We start from the raw sequence: 16,476 nt of genomic DNA on the forward strand, positions 1-16,476 counted from the left end.
CCGCGCCGTGTGCGCGGGCGGGCCGGCACCACACTTCGGGAAGGCATCATGCTCACATTCATCCTGCGACGCCTGGCCTCGGGCATCGTGCTGATCGCGGTGATCTCGTTCCTCGCGTTCGTGCTCCTCTACATGGCGGGCGGCGACATCGCCCGCCGCATCCTCGGCGAGAACGCCACCGCCGAGACGGTGGCCAAGAAGGCCGAGTCGCTCGGCCTCGATCGCCCCCTCCTCGTGCAGTACTGGGAGTGGCTGACCTCTGCCCTCACGGGCGACCTCGGCCGGAGCTTCTTCACCGGCGAGCTCGTCAGCGTCAGCGTCAGCGGTCGCCTGGCCGTGACGCTCTCCATCGTGATCGGCGCGACGCTCGTCTCGGCGATCCTGTCCGTCGTCCTGGGCGTTCTGGCCGCCCGCCGCGGCGGCGCCGTCGACGGCACGATCCAGTTCCTCTCCCTCATCGGCTTCGCGATCCCCGGATTCCTCATCGCGCTCGGCCTCGTGCTCGTGTTCGCGATCAACCTCGGATGGTTCAAGGCGACCGGGTACATCCCGATCACGACCTCGGTCGGGGGTTGGCTGTCATCGGTGACACTGCCCATCGTCGCCCTGTCGATCGGCGCGATCGCCACCGTCGCCCAGCAGGTGCGCGGATCGGTCATCGATGCGATGTCGCGCGACTACGTCCGCACACTCCGCTCCCGGGGCCTCGGCTCCACCTCCGTCGTCTACAAGCACGTGCTCCGCAACGCCGGCGGCCCCGCGCTCGCCGTGCTGGCCGTGCAGTTCATCGGGCTCCTCGGCGGCGCGGTCATCATCGAGCAGGTCTTCGCCATCCCCGGCATGGGGCAGCTCACGGTCAAGTCGACGACGCTCGGCGACATCCCCGTCGTCATGGGCCTGGTGATCGTGTTCGCGATCATCGTCATCGTCGTCAACCTCCTCATCGACCTCGCCCAGGCATCCCTCAACCCGAAGGTGCGACTCTCATGACCGCCATCGCCGTCCCGTCGGCCGTGCCCACCACGGGCCCAGCGCGCGTCCACCTGTTCCGCCGCATGATCCGCCGCCCCCTGGGCCTGTCGTCGCTGATCTTCCTGGCGCTGGTCGGCATCGTCGCGATCATCGGACCGCTCATCGCGCCGCAGGATCCGAACTTCGCCGACATCCGCGCGGTGCTCCAGCCTCCGGGCGCGGAGCACCTGCTGGGCACCGACGGATCGGGTCGCGACGTGCTGTCGCGCCTGCTCGCCTCGACGCAGACGAGCATCGCGGCAGCCCTCATCGCCCTCGTCACCGCCGTCGTGCTGGGCGTGATCAGCGGACTCATGGCGGGGTACTACCAGGGGTGGTTCAACGCCGCCTCCACCTGGGTGACCGAGCTCAACATGGCCCTCCCGGCCATGGTGATCCTGCTCGCCGCGCGCGCCGTGCTCGGCCCCTCCGTGTGGCTGTCGATGTTCATCTTCGGCATCCTGCTCTCCCCCGCGTACTTCCGGCTCGTCTACGCCTCGGTCACCGCGGTGCGCTCCGAGCTGTACGTCGACGCCGCGCGGGTCTCGGGGCTCAGCGACACGCGCATCATCGGCCGCCACATCCTCTCGGTCGTGCGGGCTCCGATCATCATCCAGTCCGCGATCATCGCGGGCATCGCGATCGCGATCCAGTCCGGCCTGGAGTTCCTGGGTCTCGGCGACGTCAACGTCCCCACGTGGGGCTCGATGCTCAACGACGGCTTCAAGAACATCTACAAGGAGCCGCTGCTCATGCTGTGGCCCTCGCTCGCGATCGCCCTCACCTGCATCGCCCTGACGCTGCTCGCCAACGTCATGCGCGACGAGCTCGAGCGCACCGTCTCGGTGCGCCGCAAGCGTCGCCGCGCCGTCACGACCGCCACCGGATCGGTCGCGGCCGTCACGACGTCGATCGCCACGGGCGGCGGTGACATCGTCGACCCCGACGAGCCGCCGGTCTACGCGAACACCGACGTGATCATCCACTCGGACGACGTGCGGAGCAAGACGGCCGACACCGTGCTCGAGATCCGCGATCTGAAGGTCGGCTACGACCAGCCCGACGGATCGCACATCGAGGTCGTCCACGGCGTCTCGCTCGACATCCGCAAGGGCGAAGTGCACGGCCTCATCGGCGAATCCGGCTCGGGCAAGACCCAGACCGCGTTCGCCGTCCTGGGCCTCCTCCCCCGCGGCGGGCATGTCACATCGGGCTCGATCCGCTACGAGGGCACTGAACTGGCGGATGCCTCGGAGCGGGTCTACGCCGGCGTCCGCGGGAAGCGGATCGGCTACATCCCGCAGGAGCCGATGAGCAACCTCGATCCGTCGTTCACGATCGGGAGCCAGCTCGTCGAGCCGCTGCGCAAGACGCTCGGCCTGTCGAAGAGGGATGCCACGGAGCGCTCGCTCGATCTGCTGGCCCGCGTCGGCATCCCGAATCCGCGGCGCACGTTCGACGCGTACCCGTTCGAGGTCTCCGGCGGCATGGCCCAGCGCGTGCTGATCGCGGGCGCGGTCTCCACCGATCCCGACCTGATCATCGCCGACGAGCCCACCACGGCGCTCGATGTCACCGTGCAGGCCGAAGTGCTCGACCTGCTGCGCGACCTGCAGGCCGAGCGCCACATGGCGATGCTCCTCGTGACGCACAACTTCGGCGTCGTCGCCGATCTGTGCGATCACGTCACGGTCATGCAGAACGGCCTGTTCGTCGAGCAGGGCCCCGTGCGCTCGATCTTCCACGATGCGCAGCATCCGTACACCCGGACGCTGCTGGAGGCGATCCTCGACGAGGGTCCCGCCCGTCCGCCCCTGGCCACGAAGGGAGCACGAGCATGACCGCTCCGCTGCTCGAGGTCACCGACCTCGTCGTCGAATACCCCGGCAAGGGGTTCCGCGCAGAGCCGTTCCGCGCGCTCAAGGGCGTGTCGCTCGACATCCTGCCGGGCGAGACCGTGGGCCTGGTCGGAGAGTCGGGCTCGGGCAAGACGACCCTCGGCCGGGCGGCGCTCGGATTGGCCCCGGTCACCGAGGGCACGATCCGCTACGACGGCAGGGACATCTCCCACCTCGGTCGCAGCGCGCGCCGCGCGCTCAGCTCCGAGATCCAGGTCGTGTTCCAAGACCCGTACTCGTCGCTGAACCCGTCGATGACGATCGAGCAGATCCTCGCCGAGCCGCTCACCGTGACCGGTGTCTCCCAGGCCGACGCCAAGGCGCGCGTGCGCGAGCTGCTCGATCAGGTCGGGCTCCCCACGGACGCCCGCGGCCGGCTGCCGCGCGAGTTCTCGGGCGGTCAGCGTCAGCGCGTGGCGATCGCCCGCGCGCTCGCACTCAGCCCCCGACTCATCGTGTGCGACGAGCCCGTGTCGGCACTCGACCTGTCGACGCAGGCCAGGGTGCTCGATCTGTTCATCGAGATCCAGGAGCGCACCGGCGTGGCCTACCTGTTCGTCACGCACGACCTCGCGGTCGTCCGTCACGTCAGCCACCGCGTGGCCGTCATGTACCGCGGCGAGATCGTGGAGAGCGGCGACGGCGACCGGGTGACCTCGGCTCCGGAGCATCCGTACACCCAGCGGCTCTTCATGGCCGCCCCGGTGCCCGACCCCGACAAGCAGGAGGAACGGCGCATCGCGCGTCGCGCGCTCCTCGACGCCGAGAAGTCCGCCACCGCCTCGGCGTGACCTCTCCGCGGGATGCCGTCGGCCCGGCCGCGGCATCCCGCTCCCCTCGCACGCCCTGCCTCTCCCCGATTGGACCACCGGTGACCGACTCCGTGACCCACCTCCGCCCCCTGCTCGACCGCCTGACACTCGAGCAGAAGGCCGCGCTCGTGCAGGGCGCCGACTTCTGGACGACCGTCGCGCTCCCCGAGATCGGCCTGCGGGCCATGACCCTCTCCGACGGACCCGCCGGCGTGCGGGGACCGCGGTGGGACGAGCGCGAGCCGTCGCTCAACATGCCGTCGGGATCGGCGCTGGCGGCGTCGTGGGATGTCGATCTCGCGTACCGGTACGGGGCGGCCGCGGCATCCGAAGCCCGCCGCAAGGGCGTCGACGTCGTGCTCGGCCCGACCATCAACCTGCACCGCTCGCCCCTCGGCGGCCGGCACTTCGAGTGCTTCAGCGAAGACCCCGAGCTCTCCGCCGAGCTGGGCGCGGCATACGTGCGCGGGCTGCAGGAGAACGGCGTCGCCGCGACGCCCAAGCACTACGTGGCCAACGACTCCGAGACCGACCGGTTCACGGTCGACGTGCGGGTGGACGAGCGCGCCCTGCGCGAGCTGTACCTCGCCCCGTTCGAGCGTGCCGTCGAGGCCGGTGCGTGGAGCATCATGAGCGCCTACAACGCCGTCGACGGCGTGACGATGACCGAGAACGATCTGCTCGAGACCCCGCTCAACTCCGAGTGGGGGTTCGACGGCGTCGTGATCAGCGACTGGACCGCCGTGCGCTCACTGGACTCCGTACCCGCCGCACAAGACCTCGCGATGCCCGGCCCCGCCCCCGCATGGGCGGAGCTGGTCGACGCGATCCGCGATGGACGCCTCGACGAGGCCGACCTCGACCGCAAGGTCCTGCGCATCCTGCTCCTCGCCGAGCGCGTCGGCGCGCTCGAGGGCTCCCAGGCGATCGAGCCCGCACCGCTGGACGCGGCGGCGTTCGCGCGCGCCGCCGCGATCGCCGGCACCGTGCTGCTGCAGAACGACGGCGTCCTGCCCGTCGAGCCCGCTGCGCTCTCGCGGGTGGCGGTCATCGGCCACAACGCCCGCGACGCGCGCACGCAGGGCGGCGGCAGCGCCACGGTGATCCCCGAGTCGGTCGTCTCGCCGCTCGACGCCCTCCGCGCGGCGCTGCCCGGAGCGGATGTCTCGTACGAGATCGGCGCCGTCGTTCAGGAGGGCGTCGCCGAGATCCCGCTCTCCCAGTTGACGAATCCGGCAACGGGCGAGCCCGGCCTGCGCGTCGCGTTCTTCGACGCGGACGGCACCGAGCTGTTCGTCGAGAACCGGCGCGCGACGGCCCTCGTGTGGTTCGGCGGCGACGCCCCGATCGCGGCGAGCCGCACCGTCGTGCTCGAGACCCGGTACACCCCCGAGCAGTCGGGTGAGATCCAGCTCGGCTTCGCCGGAGCCAACGCCGGCCGGCTCTTCGTCGACGGCGAGCTCGTGCTCGACGACGCCCCCGTCATCGAGGGCACCGACCTGGGTGCCGCCTTCCTCAACCCGCCCTCGCTCACGGTGGCGGTCGACGTCGTCGCCGGACGCACGCTCGCGGTGCGCGCCGAGTTCACCCGCGCGCAGAGCGCCGGGGCCCTCGACGGCGCGCTCAGCCTGACGCTCGGCATCGCGCCCGAGAAGACCGACCCCGACGAGCTGATCGCGCGTGCCGCGGCGGCGGCCTCTTCCGCCGGCGTGGCGGTCGTCGTCGTGGGCACGAACTCGAAGGTGGAGTCCGAGGGGTACGACCGCGAGAACCTCGACCTCCCCGGTCGCCAGGACGACCTCGTGCGCGCGGTCGCGGCGACCGGCACGCCGACGATCGTCGTGGTCAACGCGGGGTCGCCCGTCGTCCTCCCGTGGGCGAACGAGGTGGCCGCGATCGTGCAGGGCTACTTCGGCGGACAGGAGTTCGGCCACGCGATCGCCGACGTGCTGACGGGTGCCGCCGAACCTGGTGGACGCCTGCCCACGACGTGGCCCGCCGCCCTCGCCGACGTGCCCGTGACCGACGTCACGCCGCAGGACGGCGTGCTCGCGTACCCCGAAGGCATCCACATCGGGTACCGCGCGTGGCTGCGCTCCGACTCCGAGCCGGCGTTCCCGTTCGGGCACGGTCTCGGCTACACGACGTGGTCGTGGGGCGTCGCACAGCGCGAGGGCGACACCCTCGAGGTGACACTCGCCAACACCGGCCAGCGGGAGGGCGGGCAGGTCGTGCAGGTCTACGCCGAGCGCGTCGACTCGGAGATCGAGCGCCCCGTGCGGTGGCTCGTGGGCTTCGCCACCGTCCACGCCGCCCCCGGAGAGACCGTCACTGCGAGGATCGAGGTGCCGGCACGGCGTCTCGCGCACTGGGCCGGCGAATGGGTCGTCGAGCCCGGCGCGTACACGCTGCGGGCCGGAGCATCCGTCGCCGACCTCCCCCTCTCCGTGACCTGGAAGGCCTGACACGATGACCCTCGAGACCCTGACCGGACCCCTGCACGGGGGCGCCGACGCCCGCCTGGGCGACGTCGTCGCACGCCTCGACGCGTTCCTCGCCGCCGACCCCGACCTGTCGTTCCAGGTGGCCGCGCGACACCACGGCGAGGTCGTGCTGGATGCCTGGGGTGGCCCGCACCTCGCGGAGGACTCGGTCGTCGTGCCCTACTCCGTCACGAAGAACACGATCGGACTCTCGGTCGGACTCCTCGTGGAGCGCGGAGAGCTCGATCTCGACGAACGCGTCGCCCACTACTGGCCGGAGTTCGCGGCGAAGGGCAAGCAGCGCGTCACCGTGCGCCAGCTGCTCTCGCACCAATCGGGGCTGCCGCAGGCCACGCCGCCGCTCGAGTGGACGGAGCTCCTCGATCACCACGCGGCCGCCGACCGCCTTGCGGCGAGCGCGCCGTTCTGGCACCCGGGGAGCGCGTTCGGCTACCACGCGATCACGATCGGCAACCTCGGCTCCGAGCTCGTCTTCCGGGTCACGGGGCGCACCCTCCACGAGTTCTACGAGCAGGAGATCCGCGCTCCGCACGGGATCGACTTCTTCCTCGGCCTCCCCGCCGACCAGGAGGCGCGCCGCGCGACGGTGCTGCCGATGATCCAGCCGGTGTCCGACACGGCGGTGCGCACGTTCTCCGCGCTCGGTCCCGTCGTGTTCACCCCTCCCGGCGGGCCGATCGACGCCGCGAACGATCCGCGCAGCTGGCGGTTCGGGCATCCGGCGACGTCCGGCACGGGCAGCGCACGCGGTCTCGCGCGCCTGTTCGCCGCCGCCGTCACGGGCGTCGACGGCGGCACGCCGTTCCTCTCGAGCGACACCGTCGAGCAGATCGGCCAGCAGCAGGTGCGCGGCTACGACGAAGTGCTCCACCAGCACGATCGCGCGCACGCCATCGTGTTCCAGAAGCCGTCGCAGCAGCTCGCGTTCGGCGGCCCGCGCGCGTTCGGCCACGACGGCGCGATGGGCGCGCTCGCGTGCGTCGACCCCGACACCGGTCTCGCGTTCGCGTGGACGATCGCCCGCGGCCCGTGGCCCGGCGGCGCCGATCCGCGCGCCGTCGCCCTCGCCGCCGAGCTCGGCCGCATCCTCGCCGACTGACCGCCCCTCCCCGGAGATCCCGCCATGACCACCCTCTTCAACCCGCTCCTGAACGGCTTCCACCCCGACCCCTCGGTCGTCCGGGTCGACGGCGCCGACGGACCCGAGTGGTTCCTCGCGACGTCGACGTTCGAATACCTCCCCGGCATCCCGATCCACCGCTCGCGCGACTTCGAGACGTGGGAGCTCATCGGCCACGTCGCCGTCAGCGAGGCCCAGCTCGGCGTCGCGCACGTCGCGACCGGCGGCGGAGCCTGGGCGCCGACCATCCGCCATCACGATGGCGTGTTCCACGTCGTCATCACGGTCGCGATGGGGCGGGGGATGCTGCACTTCACCGCGACGGATGCCGCCGGCCCCTGGTCCGAGGGCGACGTGCTGCTCACTCAGGACGGCAACGGCACGATCGAGGGCATCGATCCGGACATCGCGTGGCATGCCGACGGCACCTGCTACGTGACGTTCTCCGGTCTGCAGCTGACCGGGTCGCTCGACCCCAACGCGCCTGCGCACCTCGGCATCCAGCAGGTCGCCGTCGACCTCTCCACCCATCGCGCACTCGAGGAGCCGCGATCGCTGTGGTCGGGCACCGGCCTGATGTTCCCCGAAGCACCGCACCTGTACGAGGTCGACGGGGTCTGGTATCTCCTCATCGCGGAAGGCGGGACCGAGCGCGGCCACTCGATCTCGATCGCGCGCGGTTCCGGACCGGAGGGACCCTTCGAGGGCGCGCCGTCCAACCCGCTCGTCTCTGCGCGGTCCACCCCGCGTCCGATCCAGAACACGGGGCACGGCGACCTCGTGCGGGGCCCCGACGGTGACTGGCTCTGCGTCCTGCTCGGCGTGCGCCCGCGCGGCGGCACGCGCGCCTTCTCGGCGCTCGGCCGTGAGACGTTCGTCACCCCGGTGACCTGGTCCGACGGGTGGCCGCAGGTCGCGGCCGTCGATCTGAACCCGCGCCCCGGCACGCGGACGGAGATCGACTTCGCCGACGGGCTCGACGGCGAATGGATCGGCGTCCGCCGGCTGCCCCTCGAGGTCGCGACCCTCACCGACGGGCGCCTCGTGCTGACCGGCGACGGAACGACCCTCGCGGATGAGCAGCCCGTGTTCGTGGGCCGCCGCCAGGAGCACCTGAACAACACCGTGACGGTGCGCGCCGACGTCGCACGAGGGGCCGGCGGCATCGCCGTGCGCTACGAAGAGCGCTTCCACCTCGAGATCGAAGCCGGCAACGGCTCCGTGACGGCTCGTGCGTCGTTCATGGGGCTCGAGCAGGAGTGGAGGCATCCGTTCGAGGGCGACGTCGTCGACCTGCACCTCGACTCGGCGCGTCCGGCATCGGGCTGGCGCATGGTCGCGACCAGCGACGTCTTCCGCCTCGGATTCACGCCCCTCGGCGGCGAACGCATCGATCTCGCCGAGGTCGACGGTCGCTTCCTCTCGTCGGAGGTCGCCGAATCCTTCACCGGTCGGGTGATCGGCCTCTACGCCGCGGACGGCGAGGTCGCCTTCGAGCGATGGGTCGCCGAGGGAGACGACGAATGACCTCCGAGCGCGCGACCGTGGTGCGCGCCGCAGCCTGACCTCCGGAAGGAACCCCATGTTCGATCGCCGCTCCACCTTCGGCGAGGCTCTCGACCACCCCGGCGCACGCGCCGTGCTCGAGCGTCTCATGCCCGGCTTCGCCGCCTCTCCGATGGCCGCGCAGTTCCGCGGCGGACGACTGGGGTCGCTGATCGCCCTCGTCCCGTCGCTCGAAGACCCCGAGGCACGCCGGCAGCTGTGGGCCGAGCTCGCCGAGGTCGGCGACGACGTCGAGCGGCCGGCGTACGCACCCGCGATCGCGGCCGATCCGTCGTACGAAGCGGCCGATGTGCCGCGGGGCTCGGCATCCGTCGCCCTCCCGGGCCCGACCCCGAAGTGGGATCCGCTCGAACTGCGCTTCGACGGACCCTCGCACGGCAACCCGTTCGTCGACGTCGAGCTCGACGCCGTGTTCACGCGTCCGGATGCCTCCACGGTCCGCGTGGGCGGGTTCTACGACGGCGACGGCGCGTACGTCGTGCGCGCCCTGGCCGATCTCGAGGGCGAGTGGTCGTTCGAGACCCGCTCCACCGCTCGCTCGCTCGATGGACTGACCGGCGTGGTCACGGTGACCTCACCCCGTGAGACGTCGCACGGGCCCGTCCGCATCGACGGCTTCCACTTCGCGCACGCCGACGGCACGCGCCATCGGCCGCTCGGCACGACCGCCTACGCGTGGACGCACCAACCCGACGAGCTGCAGCGGCAGACGCTCGAGACCCTGGCCGAGGCGCCGTTCACGAAGATCCGCATGTGCGTGTTCCCGAAGTCGTACCTCTACAACGCCAACGAACCGGCCGACTTCCCGTTCCCCGGTTCGCTGGCGGAGGGGTTCGACCTGACCCGGTTCGACCCGGCGCACTTCCGCCGGCTCGAGCAGCGCATCGCGCAGCTCGCCGCGCTCGGCATCCAGGCCGACCTCATCCTGTTCCATGCATACGACCGGTGGGGCTTCGCCGACCTCGGCCCCGACGTCGACGAGCGGTACCTGCGCTACGTCGTGCGCCTGCTGGCCGGATTCGCCAACGTGTGGTGGTCGATGGCGAACGAGTACGACCTGCTGTGGGCGAAAGACACCGACGACTGGGAGCGCCTCGCGGAGATCGTCGGCGAGGAGGACCCGTTCGGCCATCTGAACTCGATCCACAACTGCCGACCGTTCTACGACTACGGGAAGCCCTGGATCACGCACGTCAGCGTGCAGCGCGTCGACGTCTACCGCACCGCCGAGAACACCGACGAGTGGCGCGAGCGGTGGGGCAAGCCGGTCGTGATCGACGAGTGCGCGTATGAGGGCGACATCGATCAGGGCTGGGGCAACATCACGGCGGAGGAGATGGTGCGCCGCTTCTGGGAGGGCGCCGTCCGAGGAGGCTACGTCGGGCACGGCGAGACGTATCTCCCGAGCGGCTCGGGAGGAGTGACGGATGCCTCGGCCGCCGGAGACGACGAGGTGCTGTGGTGGTCGAAGGGCGGCGTGCTGCACGGCGGCTCGCCCGACCGCATCCGCTTCCTCGAGCAGCTGCTGGCGGAGACACCCGGTGGCGTCTGGGATCCGCTCCCCTCGGACTGGGACGTGCCCTGGGGCGGGACGCCCGATCACCGCATCGGCTACTTCGGCTTCAACCGGCCGCGCTTTCGCAACGTCGTCCTGCCCGAGGGCGAGTGGACCATCGATGTGATCGACACCTGGAGCATGACGATCGAGCGGTTCGGCGGCGTCCACACCGGATCCGTGCGGGTGCCGCTCCCCGGTCGCCCCTTCATGGCGGTGCGCGTCATCCGCGCCGGGTGACGCCCGTGGGCATCGCGGAGGTCACGGCTGGGTACATGGTTTCGGGGATCTCACCTGCGGCCGCGGATCCGTGATAGTTCTTGGTGAGGTGCAGATTCTGTCGACTCATCGGTGAACTTTGTTCCTCCCTATCGAAGGGGGTCGAACGAGTGCTGCAACCACCCGTACGTCTCGCACTTTCCGCTCTGTCCATCGGCGTCCTCGCCGCTCTCGTGCTCTCCGGCCCCGCCGCGTATGCCGACACCACGATCGACGGGCCGATCGATCTCGGCACCGCCGGGACGTTCTCGGTGCTCGGCGCGTCGACGGTGACCAACACCGGACCGTCCACGCTCGACGGCGACCTGGGCCTCAGCCCGGGGTCTGCCATCGACGGATTCCCCCCGGGTCTCGTCGACGGCACGATCCACGCGACGGATGCCGTCGCCGCCCAGGCGCAGGTCGATCTCGACACCGCGTACGGCGTCGCGGCGAGCCTGACGCCGACGGCGACCGGGCTGGGCGACCTCGCCGGGCAGTCGCTCGTGCCGGGCGTGTACTCCGGTGGGGAACTCGCGCTGTCCGGCGAACTGACCCTCGCGGGGAACTCCGAATCCGTCTGGGTGTTCCAAGCGGCGTCGACGCTGACCGTCGGCTCCAGCGCCGAGATCATCGTCACGGGCGGCGCGAGCGCCTGCAACGTGTTCTGGCAGGTCGGAAGCTCCGCCACGATCGAGCCGGGCGCTCAGTTCGTCGGCACGGTCATGGCGAGCGAGTCGATCACCGCTCAGACAGCGGCGACGATCACGGGCCGCCTCCTGGCCCTCACGTCCGCCGTCACGCTCGACACCAACACGCTCATCGCACCGACCGGCTGCGCACCCGCGGGCACCGTGCGCACGAGCCCCACGATCACCTCCGCCTCCCCGACCGGCGGCACGACCGGCCTCGAGTACTCCTACACGGTCACGTCGTCGGCGTCGCCGACCGCGACCTACTCGATCGCGAGCGGTGCTCTGCCGACCGGGCTCACGCTCGACGCGGTCACCGGGGCGATCACGGGAACGCCCACGACGGCGGGCACGTTCACGTTCACGCTCTCGGCGGCCAACGGGACCGCACCCGATGCCGTCGCGACATACAGCCTCGCGATCGCCGCAGCCTCTGGCGCCGGCGACGCACAGCTCGCCGAGAGCGGAGCCGACGGCCCCAACGCCCTGCTCTCGATCGTGCTGATCAGTGTCGGATCGATGATGTTCCTCATCGGGCGGCATCGCACGCGCCGCGGCGCCTCCCCCGCCCCCGCTCCGCTGCGACGCGCCACGCACATCGGCCTGCCGGACTGAGCGCGGCGCCGCGCTGCGGTCGCGGCGTCCCCTCGGTCAGACCGGCTCGGTCGTGCGGATCAGCCCGCAGTTCACGCACGACCACGCCACCAGGAAGCGCTCGTCGTCGAGGATCTCGAACCTGAGCTCGTCGCCGCACGTGGGGCAGGATCGAGGGTCGGGCACGGTCATGCCGTCAGCCTACGACGCGGCACGGCGGGCCGGCCCGGGGTCACCCGGGGTCACGCGGCGTCCGTGGCATGAGGCAGGGTGGAGCGCATGACCTCGACCACTTCTGCCCGGGCCCAGGCGCTCGACGTCCTGCGCGACCTCGTCGGGCACGGCGACGCCGACTTCCACGACGGGCAGTTCGAGGCCATCGAAGAGCTGGTCGAGGGCGGCCGCCGAGCCCTCGTGGTGCAGCGCACCGGGTGGGGCAAGTCGGCGGTCTACTTCGTCGCGACGCTGCTGCTCCGCCGTCGCGGCGCAGGGCCCACGGTGCTGGTGTCGCCGCTGCTCGCCCTCATGCGCGATCAGATCGCGGCCGCGCGGCGGGCAGGCGTGCGGGCGGTGGCGATCAACTCGACGAATCCGCACGAGTGGCGCGACGTGCTCGCGCAGCTCGACCGCGACGAGGTCGATGTGCTGCTCGTGTCGCCGGAGCGCCTGAACAATCCGTCGTTCCGCGAAGAGCAGCTTCCGCAGCTGGTGCCCCGGATCGGACTCCTCGTCGTCGACGAGGCGCATTGCATCAGCGACTGGGGCCACGACTTCCGCCCCGACTACCGTCGACTGCGCGACCTGATCGCGCGCATCCCCTCGGGGGTGCCCGTTCTCGCCACGACGGCGACGGCCAACAGCCGCGTCGTGGCGGATGTCGCGGAGCAGCTGGGGGTGCGAGGCGAGGATGCCGATTCCCCCGAGGTGCTCGTCATCCGCGGCCCGCTCGCCCGCACGTCGCTGCGGCTCGGAGTGCTGCGACTGCCCGACTCCCCCAGCAGGCTCGCGTGGCTCATCAGCCACCTCGGCGATCTCCCGGGCTCGGGGATCATCTATACGCTCACCGTCGCCGCGGCGAACGACACGGCCCGCCTGCTCCGCGAGCGCGGATTCGACGTGCGCGCCTACACCGGGCAGACCGATCCCGATGAGCGCGAGGAGTCGGAGGCGCTCCTGAAAGACAACAAGGTCAAGGCGCTCATCGCCACGAGCGCGCTGGGCATGGGATTCGACAAGCCCGACCTCGGCTTCGTCGTGCACCTCGGGGCGCCCTCGTCGCCGGTGTCGTACTACCAGCAGGTCGGTCGCGCCGGACGCGCGACCGCCTCCGCCGACGTCCTGCTCCTCCCCGGCACCGAAGACCGTGAGATCTGGCACTACTTCGCGACGGCGTCGATGCCCGACCGCGAGCGCGCCGAGCGCGTGCTGGCCGCCCTCTCGGCATCCGGCGGCCCGCTGTCGACCCCCGCACTCGAGGCGCAGGTCGACATCCGTCGCACTCCGCTCGAGCTGCTGCTGAAGGTGCTAGACGTCGACGGCGCCGTGGAGCGCGTTCAAGGCGGGTGGATCGCGACCGGACTGCCCTGGACCTACGACGAGGAGCGCTACGAGCGCATCGCCGCCGAACGCGTCGCCGAGCAGCATCACATGATCGACTACGAGCAGACGCGCGGATGCCGCATGGAGTTCCTGCAGCGCTCCCTCGACGACGACACCGCGGCGCCGTGCGGTCGCTGCGACACCTGTGCGGGAGTCTGGTTCCCCGTCGAGATCGGGACGGATGCCACGGCTGCCGCCTCCGCCGCACTCGACCGCGTCGGAGTGCCGATCGAGCCGCGTCGCCAGTGGCCCACGGGGGCCGACTCGCTGGGCGTACCGGTGCGCGGACGCATCCCTGCCGACGAGCAGGCCGACGACGGCCGGGCGCTGGCACGCCTCACCGACCTCGGGTGGGGATCAGTACTGCGCGAGATGTTCGCCGCCGGCGCGGCCGACGCCCCGGTGCCTCCGAACGTGCTCGCCGCGTGCGTGCGGGTGCTGGCCGACTGGGGCTGGGCCGAGCGGCCGGTCGCCGTCGTGGCGATGCCGTCGCGCGCCAAGCCGCAGCTCGTGGCGTCACTCGCTAGGGGCATCGCCGACATCGGCCGGATGCCGTTCCTGGGGGCGATCGACTCCGTGTCGGGTGGTCCGACCGGCGCACCCGGTGGCAACAGCGCCTTCCGGCTCGCGGGCGTGTGGGATCGCTTCAGCGCCGCCGGCCTCGACGTGCCTGCCGGCCCGATCCTGCTGGTCGACGACCTGGTCGACAGCCGATGGACGCTGACGGTGGCCGCTCGGGAGCTGCGCCGCTCCGGCGCGACCGGCGTGCTCCCGTTCGCCCTCGCGCTGCGCGGCTGACGCGACGGTCATCGGGTTTCCGGCTAGGGCCCGGCAACAACGGTCTTGCGCGACCCTGAGCCGGTCGGGTGTCCCGTCTTGTCGTCAGGCGATGCGGATGAACCGGGGGCCTTGGTAACCGTCTCGGCTCACGGGCTCCTGGAACATGCCGAGGGGTCGCACCCAGAAGCTGTAGTCGTCGTAGAGCTTGCGATAGAAGACGAGCTGCTCATCGGTTTCGCTGTGCCGCCCCACACCGATCACCTCGTAGCGCGCGCCTTTGAAGTGCTGGTAGATGCCGGGCTCGACCGTGGCGGGCGTCGGTGACGTCATTCCGTGATCGTACGTGGTTCCAAGATCACGATATGCGGAGACATCCACTCCGAAGCGCGAAGGAGCGTCCCTCACAGGGCTAGGCGCCGGGCTTCAGACTCTCGCGCACACGGGCAACAGCGAACAACCATTCGTCTGATCCGTGAGGAGACGTGACGAGAGCCATTGTCAAAGTCCGCGCCGATGGCTAGATTCGCTATCCCGAGGGAAGGACACAGATTATGAGCCGCGATCGTTGAGATACCCAAACGAGCCCCCGCCCGATGTTGTCGAGCGGGGGCTTCGTCGTTGGTCTGGCCATCCGCGTGGCATTCCTCATCGAGTGCTTCGTCGTACGAGACCAGGCCACCTCCGGCAACGCGCGCATCGGGATCCTCCTCGGCACCGGGCGGCGCGTTGTGTGAGGACAATGGCAGCATGCAGCATCTGGATGATGAGACGGCTCGGCCGGCGGCCATTGTTCGGCACGCGCTATCAGGTGACCTGGTCGGCTTGATTCTCTACGGCTCCGCCGTTGCCGGTGGTCTGCGTCCCGACAGCGACGTGGATCTGCTCGCCATCACCACCGAGCCGCTTCGAGACGCTACGCGCGATGACTCGATCGGTGGCCTGCTGAAGGTGTCGGGGCGACGCGCGCATGATGGCCCGGCGCGTCCCGTCGAACTCACCGTGATGCTACGGAACGTCGACCCATGGAACCCGGTCGTGCAGCTGCAGTACGGTGAATGGCTCCGCGACGATACCGTCGCCGGGTCACTGCCCGGGCCGCACGTGGATCCGGATGGGACTCTTCTTCTCGCGATGGCACGCGAGTCGGGGGCTTCTCTCTACGGCCCGGCGCCCGAAGCGATTCTTCCCGTGGTTCCCGTCGACGCGGTCCGCCTCGCAATCCGACGGGCGCTGCCCGGTCTTCTGGAAGACCTGGTCGGCGATGAGAGAAATGTCGTGCTCACCCTCGCGCGGATGCAGGCAACCTTGTCCGATGGGCGGTTCGTCCCGAAGGATGTCGCAGCCGAGCGTGCCGCTCAGACAGCCCCACCGGACCAAGCGCGAATGCTGCGCCTCGCCGCCGCTGCGTACCGCGGCGAAGCCATGGACGACTGGACGCAGATGTCCTCAGCCCTGAACGGCTACGTCGCTCAGATGACGCACCTTATCCACACAGACGCGCACACCACAAGCTGAAGGCGACGACCGCCGGGCATCCTGTTGCGACAGACGAGCGTTGGCTTTGCTCCGGCGCCGTGTGATGCTGGAAACGTGCCGATCACCCTGCCCGATGCGCTGGTGCCGGTCGCGCTGAGGATGATGCGTGCGAACCGCGCCTTCGTCACGGCGGAGGGCGCGAGGCGGCGCATTCGGGAACGCGAGCTCCGGCCGAGGCCGTATGGACCGCCGTCGCGATTGAGGCGCGGCCTCCGGGTCGGCGTGGAGATATTCGAGGGATGGCCGGTCTACACGATCCTTCCCGCGGACGCGCGAGGCGCCGCCGTGTACGTGCATGGTGGTGGGTGGGTAAACGAGGTCGTCCACCAGCACTGGCATCTCGCCGCCCGAATCGCCGCGGAGGCGTCGGTGGCGGTGACCGTCCCGATCTATCCGCTGATACCGTTCGGCACTGCTGCGGGGGCGCGCGAGAAGGTGCGTGCCCTGGTGCGCAGGAGTATCGACAGATACGGGGCGACCTGCCTGGCGGGCGATTCCGCAGGCGGCCAGATCGCCCTGTCCACGGCGCTGGCTCTTCGCGACGAGGGCGT

Annotated in this window: 13 protein-coding genes; 11 read left to right on the forward strand and 2 right to left on the reverse strand. The window is 70.7% G+C overall.

The window, feature by feature from the left end:
• The first annotated feature begins 48 nt into the window (after positions 1-48).
• The 8 genes from B0B14_RS16055 (at position 49) to B0B14_RS16635 (ending at position 12,031) form a co-directional block, all read left to right on the forward strand.
• Positions 49-990, forward strand: coding sequence for an ABC transporter permease (locus tag B0B14_RS16055; protein ID WP_076683801.1), 942 nt, complete (start codon positions 49-51; stop codon positions 988-990).
• Positions 987-2,852 carry a dipeptide/oligopeptide/nickel ABC transporter permease/ATP-binding protein gene (locus B0B14_RS16060; RefSeq protein ID WP_076683803.1) on the forward strand — a complete coding sequence of 622 codons (1,866 nt, stop codon included), beginning with the start codon at positions 987-989 and terminating at the stop codon, positions 2,850-2,852. The genes B0B14_RS16055 and B0B14_RS16060 overlap by 4 nt, the downstream gene beginning before the upstream one ends.
• Positions 2,849-3,700, forward strand: a complete 852-nt coding sequence (locus tag B0B14_RS16065) for an ATP-binding cassette domain-containing protein (protein ID WP_076683805.1) — start codon at positions 2,849-2,851, stop codon at positions 3,698-3,700. Before B0B14_RS16060 ends, B0B14_RS16065 begins: the two co-directional genes overlap by 4 nt.
• 206 nt (positions 3,701-3,906) lie before the next feature.
• Complete coding sequence (locus tag B0B14_RS16070; RefSeq protein ID WP_256714434.1) at positions 3,907-6,186, forward strand: beta-glucosidase; 2,280 nt, start codon at positions 3,907-3,909, stop codon at positions 6,184-6,186.
• A 4-nt stretch (positions 6,187-6,190) separates the two neighbouring features.
• Positions 6,191-7,324, forward strand: coding sequence for a serine hydrolase domain-containing protein (locus B0B14_RS16075; protein ID WP_076683815.1), 1,134 nt, complete (start codon positions 6,191-6,193; stop codon positions 7,322-7,324).
• Between the two features lie 24 nt (positions 7,325-7,348).
• Positions 7,349-8,872 carry a glycoside hydrolase family 43 protein gene (locus B0B14_RS16080; RefSeq protein ID WP_076683817.1) on the forward strand — a complete coding sequence of 508 codons (1,524 nt, stop codon included), beginning with the start codon at positions 7,349-7,351 and terminating at the stop codon, positions 8,870-8,872.
• A 55-nt stretch (positions 8,873-8,927) separates the two neighbouring features.
• Complete coding sequence (locus B0B14_RS16085) at positions 8,928-10,706, forward strand: DUF5605 domain-containing protein (RefSeq protein WP_076683819.1); 1,779 nt, start codon at positions 8,928-8,930, stop codon at positions 10,704-10,706.
• 149 nt (positions 10,707-10,855) lie between these two features.
• Positions 10,856-12,031 carry an ice-binding family protein gene (locus tag B0B14_RS16635; RefSeq protein WP_076683822.1) on the forward strand — a complete coding sequence of 392 codons (1,176 nt, stop codon included), beginning with the start codon at positions 10,856-10,858 and terminating at the stop codon, positions 12,029-12,031.
• A 36-nt stretch (positions 12,032-12,067) separates the two neighbouring features.
• Here B0B14_RS16635 and B0B14_RS16865 read toward each other — a convergent pair whose 3' ends face one another.
• Positions 12,068-12,202 carry a hypothetical protein gene (locus B0B14_RS16865; protein WP_256714432.1) on the reverse strand — a complete coding sequence of 45 codons (135 nt, stop codon included), beginning with the start codon at positions 12,200-12,202 and terminating at the stop codon, positions 12,068-12,070.
• 87 nt (positions 12,203-12,289) lie between these two features.
• Between B0B14_RS16865 and B0B14_RS16095 the strand changes: the two genes are divergently transcribed.
• Positions 12,290-14,407 (forward strand): DEAD/DEAH box helicase, encoded by a 2,118-nt coding sequence (locus B0B14_RS16095; protein WP_076683825.1) that lies wholly within the window; start codon positions 12,290-12,292, stop codon positions 14,405-14,407.
• 84 nt (positions 14,408-14,491) lie between these two features.
• Here B0B14_RS16095 and B0B14_RS16100 read toward each other — a convergent pair whose 3' ends face one another.
• Entirely contained in the window at positions 14,492-14,719 is a 228-nt protein-coding gene (locus B0B14_RS16100) for a DUF1653 domain-containing protein (RefSeq protein ID WP_076683827.1), read from the reverse strand.
• Between the two features lie 417 nt (positions 14,720-15,136).
• Between B0B14_RS16100 and B0B14_RS16105 the strand changes: the two genes are divergently transcribed.
• Positions 15,137-15,904: an aminoglycoside adenylyltransferase domain-containing protein gene (locus B0B14_RS16105; RefSeq protein ID WP_076683829.1), complete on the forward strand. Its 768-nt coding sequence runs from the start codon at positions 15,137-15,139 to the stop codon at positions 15,902-15,904.
• 75 nt (positions 15,905-15,979) lie between these two features.
• On the forward strand, positions 15,980-16,476 hold a 497-nt coding region (locus tag B0B14_RS16110; RefSeq protein WP_218642097.1), incomplete at its 3' end, for an alpha/beta hydrolase.

The organism is Microbacterium sp. RU33B, assembly GCF_900155915.1.
In the GTDB taxonomy this organism is placed as follows: Bacteria; Actinomycetota; Actinomycetes; order Actinomycetales; family Microbacteriaceae; genus Microbacterium.